Raw genomic sequence first — 13,881 nt, 5'->3', positions numbered from 1 at the left:
ACCATTCCTAATCTTTACAGTTCTTGTTCGGATAACTGACGTACAGCAGGGGCGCTATCACATTCAAGTGCACGCTGTGCAAGTATTTGAGCTTTGCTGTAGTTTAGTGTACGAATCTGTGCTTTTACCAAGGCAATACTATTCGGTGACATACTGAGTTCATCTACACCTAATCCCATAAGAATAGGTACAGCTTTTGGATCAGCTGCTAGTTCACCGCATATTCCTACCCATTTGCCATGTTTGTGTGCAGCTTTTACTGTTTGATCAATCAATTGCAAAATACTTGGATGCAGACCATCTGCTTCAGCAGAGAGGATAGGATGGCCACGGTCAATAGCTAAGGTATATTGAGTTAAGTCATTTGTTCCAATACTGAAAAAGTCCACTTCTTGAGCAAGAATAGGAGCAAGTAATGCGGCAGAAGGAACTTCTATCATAATGCCAACTTGTAAGTTCGCACATGTATATGCAGCTTTTACTTCATCAAGAATTGCTTTAGCCGCACGCCATTCCTCTACACGGCCAATCATTGGGAACATGATTCGTAAAGGACGGTCATCTGCTGCTTTAAGCAAAGCAGTAAGCTGTTGACGTAATAGCTCTGGCCGTCTTAAGGTTAAGCGAATGCCTCTTAGTCCTAAAAACGGATTTTCTTCTTCCGCAATTGGTAGGTAAGGCAGAGGTTTATCGCCTCCTACATCTAAAGTGCGTACTACGAGAGGACGACCAGCAAGTGCATCTAAGACAACCCGATAATCTGCTTCTTGGGCTGCCTCATTTGGGGCGCTGCTATGAGCCATAAAAACAAGCTCTGTTCTAAGCAGGCCAATTGCTTCCGCGCCACATTCTACTGCGTGGGCTGTGGCTTGAACTTTTCCTAAATTGGCTGCAATTTCGATCTGATGTTGATCGAGAGTAATCGCAGGTTCTTGGCAGTGGCGTTCAGCCTCTTCACGAATTTTTTGTTGAAGCTCACGTTCTTGTTTTGCGTGTTCGATTTGTTGAGCAGTTGGATCTAAAACGAAAGCTCCCGTGTCTCCATTAATTAGAAGAGAGCTTTTCTGCTCAATGTCTAATACTTGATCACCAGCACCAACAATGGCAGGAATACCTAAAGCACGCGCAACAATAGCACTATGGGCACTAGCACCGCCAACAGCTGTTAAAATACCAGCAACACGATCTTTATTAAGGCGAGCCACATCACTTGGCCCGACATCATACATAATTAGGATATAAGGCTCTTTAGGTTCTTCGATGATAACTTCACCACAGAGTTGAGCCAAAACTCGATCACCAATATCACGTAAGTCTGTAGCACGCTCAGCCAGTAAACGGTCTGGTAAAGCCGCTTGCTCTTTAGCTGCTGCTTCAATATGTTCATGCCAAGCAGCAGGGGCAGAAAGATTTAAGTTAATCTTTTGATAAACACCATTAATGAGATCGGGGTCATCAAGCATTTCCAAATGTGCTTGGAATATTTGCTTAATTTCAGAAGCTTCAGATTTCGCAATCACTTGGTGAATATTATTTTTAACTGCATGAAGAGCAATATCCAGTTTCTCTTTCTCAGCTTTAACACTTAAACCCATACGTTCATATTGATAAACTTTAGGTTTAATGACATGTACTGGGCCAAAAGCTAAACCACTAGAAGCTGGAATGCCGGTATTTGTACTTAATGTTTTTGGTAATGATGTTACTGTTTGAGGTGTTTGGTCTTCTTTGTTATCTGAAGAGAGTAGCGGTTCAATTTCTTCCCCTAAGCCTTGTTGTACTGCCAAAATCACTTTATCTAAAGCTTCTACTGCATCTGTTCCTGGTTCTGCAATGAAACGTAAAGTTTGACCGCGTTTACATCCTAAAGCCAATAAGCGAGTCAAACTCTTAGCTGAAACAAAACTACCTTCATCTACTGCGACTTGAATATCGCCTTGAAAAGTTTTTGTTAAGTTCACTAAATGAGTTGCGGGTCTGGCATGTAATCCATGTGCATTGGCCAATACAACTGAACGGTTTGGCCAATCGGGAATCACTTCCGCACCAATAATTTTAGCAATTTCATTTGGTGCTTGGGTTTGATCTAATTGTGCAACTTGTTCTGGATTAAATAAAATATCAATCAGCCGATTAAATCTTTGGCTATCTAACTGATCATTTGCAGCAACACAGACTAAAGTATTTAGTTTCTGCCCGTTTAAATCTAAAGGATGACGTGGTTTTACAATACTAATAGCTGGTTGTTGAACAAACTGATTACTAGAGACAGACCAGATCTGGTCTTGCAACTGAATGACTTGCTCTGGAGCTAGAGAACTTAAAAAACCACATTTTACGAAATTCTGTTTTTTAAGCACTTGAGTTGCTGCCCAAAACAAATCTTCAATATCTTGAGCTTCAATTTCAGTTTGAATTAAATTTTCATGTAATGTTAAAGATAATGGTTGAGCTTGTAATAGTTCAATAATTTGTTCAGGTTGTGATGCATTTTTTACTTGTTCACTTACATCGTGCATTAACGCTCTAGTTAATATTTGTAATACTTGTAAATGTTCATCGGATTTTGCTGCAATAACAACAGCTAAATAAATCGTATTTTCCCCATCCCATATTATTCCTTCTGGAAAATGGGCTAAACGAATACCAGTTTTTAAAATAAATTCTCGTGACTGAGGCGTCCCATGGGGGATTGCAATTCCCTGACCTAAATAGGTCGCACTTTGCTGTTCACGGTTGATAAGTCCTGTTATATAGTCAGGAGTAACCAACCCATCTTTCACTAATATATCTACTAGACACTGTAATGCATGTTGTTTATCAACAGCATGTTGATTCATATGAATATGTTGAGGCTCTAGTGCTAGCATAATTATCCTTGAACAATTTCTTTGGCTTTAGCTAAAACAGAAAAAAAGAAGCTGTTTGTATTAAAATAGGTTAGTTTAACCGTTTTTAAACAACAGCTTCAGATAAATTACCATAGCAGAACTTTAAAGCTATATCGACGTATTTACGTAAAAAAATGCTCGTTTTTAATACAAAGAAGTGAATGTTGAATATATTTTACTTTCTTGTGATAACTATAAATTTAATAAGATTATTTTATAAAAGAGAAGGGCGTTTTAATAATAAAAAAAACCTCTAAACCGGATTACTGGTATAGAGGCAAAAAGTAACTGATGAATTGAAAATTAGTATTGAATTTCTTGCTCTAAAAGAGGCCAGATCTTTTGATGTGATTTTTTAAACATTAACATGTGTCCAATTGATTTATATCCGAGTTTTAGAGGGTTTAGCTCTAGCATTTTAGTAGATGCATTAGGATATAAATTTAATAATTCTTCAACGTTATGTTGAGTGGCAATTTCATCGTCACTTGCCCAAATCGAAGTAATCGGGCAAATAATTTCAGTATGAAAATCCTGAAAGACAGTTTTACCTATGGCATTTTTTACATAGCCTGGGTTGCTACAAAACTCTCGCCATTGTTGAGCAACTTTTTTAGGCAAGTTTTCACCCATCCCAATAAATTGAGTAGCGGCATAACCTTTTAAAGTACTAGAAATTGGAAAGATAACCTTAAACATGACAGGTGCCAGAAACTTGGTTTTACCTTTAAGACCTTTTACGTTGCCAGTAGAACCTGCTATCGCAACAACTTTTGCTACTTTGCGAAAATTAGGCACAATTCCTAATAGTTGCCCACCAGCACTATGACCAAGAAGAGTAACTTGTTCTGCTTGTGTTTTTTCTAATAAAGCATCAATTGCACAAGGAATATCAAGCGTTCCCCAATCATTAATACTTGCTTCACTTTGCTTTAAAGGTCCATGCAATGAGTCTCCAATTCCACGGAAATCAAAACTTAATACTTCATAACCTTGTTGGCTTAACCATGTAGCAAAAGGATGATAAAAATTTTTGGTAATACCTGTGGCTGGGCAAATCAAAACAGGATTGGCCGACTTTTTTGATTGAGCTGGATAAAATTGTGCAGCAAGTTGATAACCATCTTTGCAGGTCATCCAAAATGATTCAAAAGTGTTATCCATAATATTAAGTAATGATTAGCTTGTTGATGGCTTTAATTTACATGAGTTCTAAAATGATACTTGATTAAAATGTGACTATAAAGTCAGGATTTATGCTATACAGCTCATTAAATTTTAATAAAATGAATAATTGGGAAAAAGATGGATTTACCAAAAGCTGTACAATTAGCGATTGTTTTTAGCGGCATATTTTTATGGATAGGAATGTTAACAGGGGTATGGAAATATTGGCAAATACGCCGTTCGGAATTAAGTCGTGCACATTATTATGTGGATATTGCTCATCGAAGCAGCTTACTTTACGCAGCTGCTAGCTTAATTCTTGCTGTGCTAAGTTATTTTACTGTTTTAAGCGAAAATATTACTTTGTGGTGTGTGTTAGCAAATCTCTTGTTTTTTAGTTTTTCAATTTTAGTTTATATCGTACATGGGTACTTACAGGATACGACAAATCAATTTAAACAACCCCATCGGTTAGGTCGTTTTAACCTGCCTTCATGGTTAATGTCTTTAATGATGGTTGCATTGATTATTGCTGAATTATTAGCTACAGCTATTTTAGTTATGGGAACAATTTTTTTATTTTTAGGTATATAAAAATGGATGATCACTCATCCATTTTTTTAATCTTACAATTATTGTTGACTAAGACGTCGTTTAGCTAATTTTCGCATCTTATGATCGACAAAGGCCCACAGACAAAATATGAAAGAAACAACCATCGCATACATAAAGTATTCAGGTTTTAAATTTCCTTTGATCATACCTTGAAACAGTAAAGTCAGCATAAGAGCAAGCGGCGTTACTCCATACACAACTGAATCTTTGCTGTTCAGAGTGTTAATGAAGACTTGTTTGTTGAAATGTAATGATAACATCTCCATCCCTCCTTGTGGTGGTACTAAAACCTAATGTTTTAGTCAAGAATTTGTTTTAAGTTTAATGTTGTACTTCTATTTTTCATACAATTCAATAGCGAATAGAAAATTTTTTGAGCAGTTTTATAAAAACCTCTATATTTATAAAGGTTTAAGGTATTAAAAAGGTAAATATTTAATATTTTTGTATGAAATACTTATTCTTTTAGAAAAGAGAAATTATTTAAGTGAAAAGTATATTAATTTCTCTTTCCTGTCATTTTATTTTAGCTATTTTGCTTTTTAAAAAATGTGTCAATTGCGTGTTGAGCAATTTCTGCATCTTCAAAAGATTGAACACCTGATACACCAATAGCACCTAAAATTTCACCTTCATAAATAATCGGTTTTCCACCTTCTAGCATCCCTTGAGCGCTGGGCATACTTAAAAAACCAAGACGTCCACTTTTTAGAAGTTCTTCGTAAAATTTTGACGGTCTACCTGATATTGAAGAGCATTTTGCTTTTTCTAAGCATAGATGTGAACTTAAAGGAGAGGCGCCATCTAAACGTTTCATGAGTAATAGAGAGCTTGTTTCATCAACAATTGCAATGCTGACTTTAAAGTTGTGTTCAATAGCATATTTTTGAGCTTCTTCCATTAAAAACTCTGCATCTGCTAATGTTAAGTAGTATTTAGTTTTCATTGTTGCTCTTCTTTCCTGAGTAAGCTAAAAATTATTTTAGTGTAATTTTACAGTAAAAATTAATTATATCTATTGTTGATTTGTCATTAAAAGCTAGTGTGGAAATAAAATGCTGGTTGGGTAAACACAGCATTCTATTCAATATATAAAATCATGTTTGGATAAAACTCGATTTCAAAAAAGCCACTAAATTAAATGTTTTTGAATTTAACTTTGTCGATAATTACGGTAATTACAAGAACAACTAAAGATGGGATCAACCAAGCTAAGTTTTGTTCATTTAGAGGTAAATGTTGAAGAAATTCAGGTAAATAATCACTGAAACCTGCAACTTTAAGACCATCAATAATACCGAAAATTAAAGCAATACTCGTTACTGAACCGACAATAAAAGAAGGTTTGTGCCAAAATTTCCAAAAGAAGCTCAGCATAATCACCACAATTGCAGGTGGATAGATTGCACTTAAGACAGGTACTGAAATAGCAATCAGTTTAGTTAAGCCAAGATTCGAAATAATGAAAGAGAAACCAACTAAAATAAATACTAAAAGCTTATATGGTAATTTCGTTAACTGAGCAAAGTACTCACCACACGCACAAGTTAAGCCAATTGCTGTAACCATACATGCTAAAAAGATTAGGCCAGTTAAGAATAATGAACCCATATTTCCAAAAGCATGTTGAACATATGCATGTAAAATTACTGCGCCATTTGCTGCATTTGGTGCTACTTCATGGCTACCTAAACCTAATTTGAATAAGCTTAAATAAACTAAAGTAAGACCAACACCTGAAATGAGACTGGCAATAATTGCATATTTGGTGACTAACTTTTTATCAGTTACACCGCGAGAGTAAATCGCTTGAATAATAACGATACCAAATACGAGTGCACCTAAGGTATCCATGGTGAGATAACCGTTTACGAAACCTTCGGAAACAGGAGACGCAACGTAATGATTAATTGGTGCAGGAACGTAACCCGCAGGAATCATGACCGCCGCAATGCCTAAAATTGCTAAAGCGATAATTTTTAGCGGGGCAAGTACATGTCCTACTGTATCCAAAAGCTTGTTTGGATAGAGTGAAACTACAGTTACAAATGAAAAATAGATTGCACTATAGATTAAAAGACTGCTACTTGATGTTCCAAAATAAGAGGAAAAACCAATTTCATAAGAAACAGTAGCTGTACGAGGAGTGGCAAATAGTGGTCCGACTGATAAATAACAAATAACTGTCAAAATCAGGCTTGCTACTCGACCTAAGGGAGAACTAATAATTTCAATGGATCCCTGCATACGAGAGAGTGCCATGATGGTAATTACAGGTAAGCCGACAGCCGTAATCAAAAAGCCTAGTGCAGCTAACCAGACGTGTTCACCAGCTTGTTGAGCGACGATGGGAGGAAAGATAATATTGCCAGCACCAATAAAAAGGGCAAAGGTCATAAAACCTAAGGCAATAATATCTCCAGTGCGAAGATGTTGCATAAATTAAAAGTGAATAAAAAAGAAGGAATTTTAGAGCAAAAGTAATCATGTTCAAGCGCTAATTTATGTGAAAAAGCTTTTTTTCGGGTGGTTAAAACGATATATGGTGTTATACGCGATTGTTTGGTTAAAGTATGTGCTTGAAAAGCCATTAAAAGGACAAAAGAACTTCTTTTTAAGTTCTGACTTTTTATAAAAAATATGTAAGAATGAAAAGATAAACTTTTACTATGAATGCTGGATATTTAAGCATTTTAGGCTTTTGGTCTGACTTATATTCATCCTAAAATATTTTGAATTACCTTAGGTTTTGTAGGGACGGGCATGTTTATTGTCTGCGAGGATAGAATTGAATGAGAGCTTCTACTGTTACCATTAAAACTGAACAAGATCTGGAAAAATTAAGAGTTTCTGGACGCTTGGCTGCTCAAGTTTTAGAAATGATAGAGGCCTATATTAAACCGGGCGTATCTACTGAATATTTAGATAACCTCTGTAATGACTATATTGTAAATAATTTAAAAGTTATTCCTGCTAATGTGGGATATCACGGTTTTACAAAAACGATATGCACTTCAGTCAATGAAGTTGTTTGCCATGGAATACCATCGCCGAATAAAATCTTAAAAGATGGCGATATTATTAATATTGATGTTGCAATAATTAAAGATGGTTATTTTGGTGATACGAGCCGCATGTATTTTGTGGGTAATGTAAACCCACAAGCAAAAAAACTTGTTGATACAACATATGAAGCGATGGTTGCTGGTATTCATACAGTTAAGCCAGGAGCTACATTGGGTGATATTGGTTATGCTATTCAATCGGTTGCTCACCGAGAAGGCTATAGTATTGTTCGAGAGTACTGTGGACATGGGATTGGTAAGGTCTATCATGAACAACCCAATGTTTTGCACTATGGGCAGCGTGGGCAAGGTTTGGTTTTAAAGAAAGGAATGGTCTTTACCATTGAGCCTATGGTGAATGCAGGTAGGCCGCAAGTGAAAGAGTTAAATGATGGATGGACAGTCATTACTCAAGATCTTTCGTTATCTGCTCAATGGGAACATATGGTTGCAGTAACAGATACTGGCTTTGAACTATTAACACCATGGCCAGAAGGTGTGGGAAATTATCCTGCAATTTGAAGAATATAAAAAAAGTTCGATAATTTATCGAACTTTTTTATTTTAAGTAATTTTAACGTTCAGAAAGATGTTCTACTAAATAATCAATAAACACTCTGACAGCAGGCAGCAAACCTCGGCGTGATGGATAAACTGCATGAAATATGCCATGTGGTGCTTTCCATTCTGGTAAGATTGGTAGGAGTTGTCCAGACTTTACGAAATCTTCTGCTGCGCTCTCTGGTAATAAAGCGATGCCACAGTTTTGACTAGCCAATTGCGCTAACATGTGAATATTTGTACCCATTACAGTAGGACTGACTTTGATTTTCTTTTGTTGATTGTCAGGGCCATGCAAAATGAATTGTTGATCAAGATGCTCTTCAGATAAACTTAAAATGCGGTGTTCGCTAAGTTGTTCTGGATTTTTTATATCTCCAAACTCATTTAGATATGCCTGACTTGCGAATAGGCTTTGTTGTATAAGAGCAAACTGTCTAAGAACTAAACTTGGGTCGTCATCAAGTTTTGAGCGAATACGTAAAGCGATATCAATCCCTTCATTAATGACATCTACTCGGCGGTTACTGACCATAAGTTGCAAACGAATTTCTGGATATTTTTTTAAGAAAGCAGGTAGGATTTTAGGAAGTTGATTTTGAGCAATATCAACAGGCACACTAACCTTCACCACACCTCTAGGTTGAATACTTAAATGATCAACCAAATCATGAGCAGCTTGTGCAGCATTCATCATGACTTGAGCATGTCTATAAATATCCATTCCAATATCTGTAACGGCAAAATGACGAGAGCTACGTTGGATTAAGCGAACACCTAAGTTTTCTTCTAAGCTGTACACACGACGACTTAATTTTGATTTTGGTATATCTGTTACACGCTCAGCAGCACTAAAGCCACCATGCTCAACAACGAGAGCAAAACAATAAAAATCATCAAGATCAGTGAGCATTAAAATATCCTATTTCTGCAACAACCATGATTTTACATTATTATTTTTGCAACGATAATTCTTATACTAAATTTTTTGTAAGCAGGAGATAAATTCATTATCTAATTGCTGGAGATAAATTTGAAATTATAATGTAATTACGTTGTAATTTTTATGTATGTTTTTTATTGGGTTTATGGGTTGTCTATAGAACTATTAATCAATTTCTTCTACACTATAATTTTTCTCTACTTTTCAAATCTAATGCCTTATCAATTGATAGAACTTAACGATGCCTCTACGAATATTGAGTGCCCATTTTGCAAACAAGCGATAATTGACTGGACACAAGAGCAATACGTTCAGCCATGTGAACATACTTTATTTATTGCTATGGATTTGGGATTCGAGTTTGTTGCAGATCGATTTGAAGAGTGCATGAATCAGAGCGTGGATGAGTTACACGAAGATCCAAATATGAATATTTTTGAAGCTCTAACTACAACACCTTATGAGAATCTGATTGTTTTAAAATCTGATTTAGGTGTGGAGGGTTTATTCCGCTATGTGGGAGTGAGCGATTTTTAAAGTTGAGAGCATAAAAAAGCCAATCTATTGATTGGCTTTTTTATTATTTACGCTTCTGGAGCTGCGCTATATTGTTCAACTAATGGTTTTAATTCACCATTTTGGAACATTTCAAGCATGATATCGCTACCACCAATAAGTTCGCCATTTACCCAAAGTTGCGGGAATGTAGGCCAATTCGCAATTGCTGGTAAGATTGCACGAATATCAGGATTTTCCAAAATATTTACATATGCAAATGGACGACCAATTTGACTGAGCGCCTCTACAGCACGTGCAGAGAAACCACATTGTGGAAACTGTGGAGTGCCTTTCATGTAAAGTAAAACGGGATGCTTCGCAATTTGATCGCGGATTAACGCTTCAGTATCACGTGCTTGTTCAGTCATAAATAGATCCTCAACTAATCTAGCAGCATTATAGGGGGTGTTTATGTTGCTTTGCAAACCACCTGATTACTTAAAGTTGCATTGAATCTTCAATATTTTATTGTATAAACCGAAGTGATAGCGAAAAGCGGACGAAATTTTAGATAAATGATTGATGAGACTTTTCATCAGAGCCAGTTTTTGCTTATATAAACCCTTCTTAAAACCTCATACAGACTGAGTTCGTTATGACTGATATTACCCTAGCTCCAATACAACCTGATCAACCATCACACTTAATGGCTACTTACGGTCGCCAAGCGATCAGTTTTGTACGAGGCCGAGGGGCATATCTATATACTGAAGATGGTACAGAATATCTAGATGCCTTAACTGGTATTGCGGTATGTGGTTTAGGTCATGCGCACCCAGTTATTGCAGAAGCAATTGCTGAACAAGCTGCAACACTTGTGCACACAAGTAATTTATTTGAAATCCCTTGGCAAACTGCCGCTGCTCAGAAGCTTGCTGAGGTTTCTGGCATGGAAGAGATCTTCTTTTCAAACAGTGGTGCTGAGTCAAATGAAGGTGCGATTAAGATTGCTCGTAAATTTGGTACCCAACAAGGTGTACGTTTGCCAAAGATTATCGTGGCAGAGCAATCATTTCATGGTCGTACTTTGGCAACACTTTCAGCAACGGGTAATAAAAAAGTACAAGATGGATTTGCTCCCTTGGTGAATGATTTTATTCGTGTGCCATTTGGTGATGTGGAAGTAATTCAGGAAGCTGCTTTGCAGCATCCAGATATTGTTGCAATTTTGATTGAGCCAATTCAAGGTGAGGGTGGTATTAATACTGCTCCTCAAGGCTTTAGCTATCTTGAAGAAGTTCGCAATATTTGTAATCAGCATAACTGGCTTATGATGCTAGATGAAATTCAAACAGGTAATGGACGTACTGGTAAATATTTTGCATATCAGCACACCAACATTGTGCCTGATGTCCTAACGACTGCGAAAGGACTCGGAAATGGTTTCCCTGTAGGTGCTGTAATGACACAAGGTAAAGCTGTTGGTTTGTTGGGACCTGGTAGTCATGGTTCTACCTATGGCGGTACTGTACTAGGTTCTCGTGTGGTTTACACAGTCATTGATACAATTCAAAAAGAGAATGCTGTAGAAAATGCGGCGGTAGTAGGACGCTATATTGTTGACCAGCTACGTGCAAAGTTAGCTGACAAGAATGTTCAAGTGCGTGGTTTTGGTATGATGATTGGTATTCAATTACCTAAAGACTGTGCTGAACTGGTTGCTATTGCTCGTGATCAGCATAAGCTTATTATCAACGTTACAGCAGGTTCGGTAGTTCGTCTATTACCGCCTATTAATATGACTCAAGCGCAGGCCGATGACTTGTTAGGGCGTTTAGTTACTTTGATTAATAGCTATCTTTAAGTTTTAGTATAAAAAATGGGCACTTAATGTGCCCATCTTTTATTTCAAAGCATTACCCAGAGATATACTGCTTTAACTGTTCAATTAAGTTTTTCTGATCTTCCATTGCTGCTTTTACCAAGTCACCGATAGAGATAAAACCAACTAATTTTTCATTGTCCAATACTGGTAAATGGCGTAAGTGGCGATCTGTCATTAACTGTAAACATTCTTCAACTGTGTTGTTTAGACTTACAGTAAGTACTTTAGATGTCATAATTTCAGCGACTGTAGTGCTATATGAAGAACGTTCCATGAGCGTCACTTTTCGCGTGTAGTCACGTTCAGATAAAATTCCGACAACTTTTTCACCTTCAGCTACGACTAATGCACCAATTCCTTTATCAGCCATGATTTTAATGGCTTCAAGGACAGTGGCTTCTGGAGAAATTGTAAAAATATCTTGCTCTGATTTGTTTTTGATTACTTGTGCAACGATTGTCATTTCTTCTATCCCGTGTTTTATCATTTTGTTTTAAATTAGCTTGATTTTATAAAAATGCAAAGACTTGATAGTCATTCAAATACAAGTTTTACACTCAAGCGTTCAAAAAGCATTCTATATAGTGGTTAAGAACCTAAAGAAAACTTTAGGCTTCTTGCCAGTTCGGATGTTTAAAAAAGAAATGATGCATCTGCTGAGTAGATAATTTTAACTTCCTGTGAGAAGAATTAAACAAAGCGGGTGTAACGTTGAGTCGGGTTAATGTTGGCAATAAAGATTCATGAAAATCTTTGGGGGTAATTCTTCTTGGTTTGTAATGGGGCCAATGTTCTTTGGCGTAGCGGTGAGCTTGCAATCCATTGAGCCAGAAAGGAAAAATAAAATCTTCCTGATCTGATTTAATTGCCCAACCTTGATGAAATAATCCCCAAAGAACTCCGCAGTACATCATGGTTCTTAAAATATAAATTTTAATCATCAAGTCTTTTGAAACCGGTTGTAGATTGCTTAAACTATTCATTGTCAATTTAATGGTTCTTAACTTGTCTTGCTTATTATAGAAAAAATAGATGACATTTCAGTTTAAACAGGTATCAAATCGTAAACAAATATTCACAGCTAAAGCAAACGCCACCTGAGCCAGACAAAGCGATTATAGCTTTGGTTGGCGCAAGACAAACGAAGTGCGTAGTGAATTATATTTATAGAAAGTTTTTTACAGGCATAAAAAACGCTACCTGAGCCATGACTAAAGTGGCGAAGTAAGGCTTTAGATAAATTGACAATTTTAGGTTATTATAGATATAAAAAAACGCCACCTGAGCAAAACAAAGCGATTAAGCTTTGGTGAAGCGCAAGAAGAGATAAGGGGTGAATTGGTTTATATCGAATTTTTACAGACATAAAAAAACGCCACCTAAGTGACGTTTCTTTATGCTTGCATTGTGGCTAACTTTTGCCAATATTGTGCTTTAAGTGAGTCACGTTCAACACGGAAACCTTGATAATACAATTCTGCTAAGAATAGAGCAGCTTTACCGTGCCCAGCGCGAGCAACTTCTTCTAACTGTGTAACTGCATCTTGAAAGTTCATTTGAGAATGAATTGTGTTTACTGCAGTTGCATATACATGTTCTAAATCATGATGAGAGATACGTTGAATCATAGAAAACTCCTTATTGTAATTATGATTACTTTTTTCTAAAGGCCACTGCCTTTAAATTAATTTAACTTAGAATTATTAAACTAATATTACAAATTGATGGATTTGTCAACTATTAGTGCATATTGCTTAGTTCACTATTAGGATACATGATTAAACATTATTCACAAATAATTTTGATTAAAATCAATATGAGAATAAAAGACAAGGAGAATAAAATATGACAAATACAATCGATGGCTTTGTTTTTGATACTCCGCCTAAAGAGGAACAAATCATAGAATTGGCCCATTATCACCGTAAATTATTAGATGAAGCTATTTTTCATGAGGAAATCCATTTAGGGGATTACTGTCTTGCACAGCGCAAAAGGGTATTTGATTTTGCTGGTCATTTGGAACCCGCACAAAAAAACTGGTTTTATCAAGTTTATGATGGGGAGCTTCGAAAAATTGCCGATGAAGACGAGTTGCATCCAGCAGATGCAGAAGAAGGGTTAAGTATTTTTGCTATGTTTTTAGTCTTAGTGATTATTGCGGCAATTTTATACTTTTCCGTCATTCGTTCACTAATAAGTTAAGCATACTATCCAGTAAGGTACGATTATTAACCTTACTGGATGTTTGATCTT

At 36.3% G+C, this 13,881-nt stretch carries 15 protein-coding genes; 5 read left to right on the top strand and 10 right to left on the bottom strand.

The annotated features are described in order from the left end of the window. Window positions 1–14: 14 nt before the first annotated feature. Entirely contained in the window at window positions 15–2,870 is a 2,856-nt protein-coding gene (gene ptsP / locus MKL38_RS00470) for a phosphoenolpyruvate--protein phosphotransferase (protein ID WP_270902188.1), read from the bottom strand. Window positions 2,871–3,194: 324 nt separating this feature from the next. Then, the gene (locus MKL38_RS00465) at window positions 3,195–4,055 is read right to left on the bottom strand and encodes an alpha/beta hydrolase family protein (protein WP_270902187.1); all 861 of its coding nucleotides are present in this window, start codon (window positions 4,053–4,055) and stop codon (window positions 3,195–3,197) included. Between the two features lie 141 nt (window positions 4,056–4,196). Between MKL38_RS00465 and MKL38_RS00460 the strand changes: the two genes are divergently transcribed. After that, a complete protein-coding gene (locus MKL38_RS00460; protein ID WP_132069467.1) occupies window positions 4,197–4,652 on the top strand; it encodes a hypothetical protein in 456 nt (151 codons plus the stop codon). A gap of 38 nt (window positions 4,653–4,690) precedes the next feature. Here the strand turns inward: MKL38_RS00460 and MKL38_RS00455 are convergent, their stop codons facing one another. The 3 genes from MKL38_RS00455 to brnQ all read right to left on the bottom strand — a co-directional run bounded on the left by MKL38_RS00455 (window position 4,691) and on the right by brnQ (window position 7,112). Then, a complete protein-coding gene (locus MKL38_RS00455; RefSeq protein WP_004643085.1) occupies window positions 4,691–4,933 on the bottom strand; it encodes a hypothetical protein in 243 nt (80 codons plus the stop codon). Window positions 4,934–5,199: 266 nt separating this feature from the next. Further along, on the bottom strand, window positions 5,200–5,619 hold the full coding sequence (locus tag MKL38_RS00450) for a GlcG/HbpS family heme-binding protein (protein ID WP_270902186.1): 420 nt from the start codon (window positions 5,617–5,619) through the stop codon (window positions 5,200–5,202). A gap of 191 nt (window positions 5,620–5,810) precedes the next feature. Further along, window positions 5,811–7,112, bottom strand: coding sequence for a branched-chain amino acid transport system II carrier protein (brnQ, locus tag MKL38_RS00445; RefSeq protein ID WP_270902185.1), 1,302 nt, complete (start codon window positions 7,110–7,112; stop codon window positions 5,811–5,813). Window positions 7,113–7,465: 353 nt separating this feature from the next. Here brnQ and map point away from each other — a divergent pair, with 353 nt between their 5' ends. Then, window positions 7,466–8,260, top strand: a complete 795-nt coding sequence (map, locus tag MKL38_RS00440) for a type I methionyl aminopeptidase (protein ID WP_003652125.1) — start codon at window positions 7,466–7,468, stop codon at window positions 8,258–8,260. A gap of 52 nt (window positions 8,261–8,312) precedes the next feature. On the opposite strand, the gene MKL38_RS00435 is transcribed toward map, so the two are convergent. After that, on the bottom strand, window positions 8,313–9,212 hold the full coding sequence (locus tag MKL38_RS00435) for a LysR family transcriptional regulator (RefSeq protein WP_270902184.1): 900 nt from the start codon (window positions 9,210–9,212) through the stop codon (window positions 8,313–8,315). Window positions 9,213–9,455: 243 nt separating this feature from the next. Between MKL38_RS00435 and MKL38_RS00430 the strand changes: the two genes are divergently transcribed. Further along, window positions 9,456–9,779 (top strand): hypothetical protein, encoded by a 324-nt coding sequence (locus MKL38_RS00430; RefSeq protein ID WP_199989642.1) that lies wholly within the window; start codon window positions 9,456–9,458, stop codon window positions 9,777–9,779. A gap of 47 nt (window positions 9,780–9,826) precedes the next feature. Here the strand turns inward: MKL38_RS00430 and grxD are convergent, their stop codons facing one another. Next, window positions 9,827–10,168, bottom strand: coding sequence for a Grx4 family monothiol glutaredoxin (gene grxD / locus MKL38_RS00425; RefSeq protein WP_004643080.1), 342 nt, complete (start codon window positions 10,166–10,168; stop codon window positions 9,827–9,829). Between the two features lie 227 nt (window positions 10,169–10,395). Between grxD and MKL38_RS00420 the strand changes: the two genes are divergently transcribed. Further along, window positions 10,396–11,604, top strand: a complete 1,209-nt coding sequence (locus tag MKL38_RS00420) for an aspartate aminotransferase family protein (RefSeq protein WP_270902183.1) — start codon at window positions 10,396–10,398, stop codon at window positions 11,602–11,604. A 52-nt stretch (window positions 11,605–11,656) separates the two neighbouring features. Here MKL38_RS00420 and MKL38_RS00415 read toward each other — a convergent pair whose 3' ends face one another. The 3 genes from MKL38_RS00415 to MKL38_RS00405 form a co-directional block, all read right to left on the bottom strand. Further along, window positions 11,657–12,088: a CBS domain-containing protein gene (locus tag MKL38_RS00415; protein WP_004791938.1), complete on the bottom strand. Its 432-nt coding sequence runs from the start codon at window positions 12,086–12,088 to the stop codon at window positions 11,657–11,659. Between the two features lie 145 nt (window positions 12,089–12,233). Continuing rightward, window positions 12,234–12,608: a DUF2750 domain-containing protein gene (locus tag MKL38_RS00410; RefSeq protein WP_056480557.1), complete on the bottom strand. Its 375-nt coding sequence runs from the start codon at window positions 12,606–12,608 to the stop codon at window positions 12,234–12,236. A gap of 411 nt (window positions 12,609–13,019) precedes the next feature. Further along, window positions 13,020–13,253 (bottom strand): hypothetical protein, encoded by a 234-nt coding sequence (locus MKL38_RS00405; RefSeq protein ID WP_003652111.1) that lies wholly within the window; start codon window positions 13,251–13,253, stop codon window positions 13,020–13,022. A 217-nt stretch (window positions 13,254–13,470) separates the two neighbouring features. Here MKL38_RS00405 and MKL38_RS00400 point away from each other — a divergent pair, with 217 nt between their 5' ends. Next, complete coding sequence (locus tag MKL38_RS00400; protein ID WP_004791942.1) at window positions 13,471–13,830, top strand: hypothetical protein; 360 nt, start codon at window positions 13,471–13,473, stop codon at window positions 13,828–13,830. Window positions 13,831–13,881 lie beyond the last annotated feature (51 nt).

The sequence above is a fragment of the Acinetobacter sp. AOR14_HL genome (assembly GCF_027855175.1).
Taxonomy (GTDB): Bacteria; Pseudomonadota; Gammaproteobacteria; order Pseudomonadales; family Moraxellaceae; genus Acinetobacter; species Acinetobacter calcoaceticus.
This window is presented reverse-complemented; position numbering and strand designations above follow the sequence as displayed.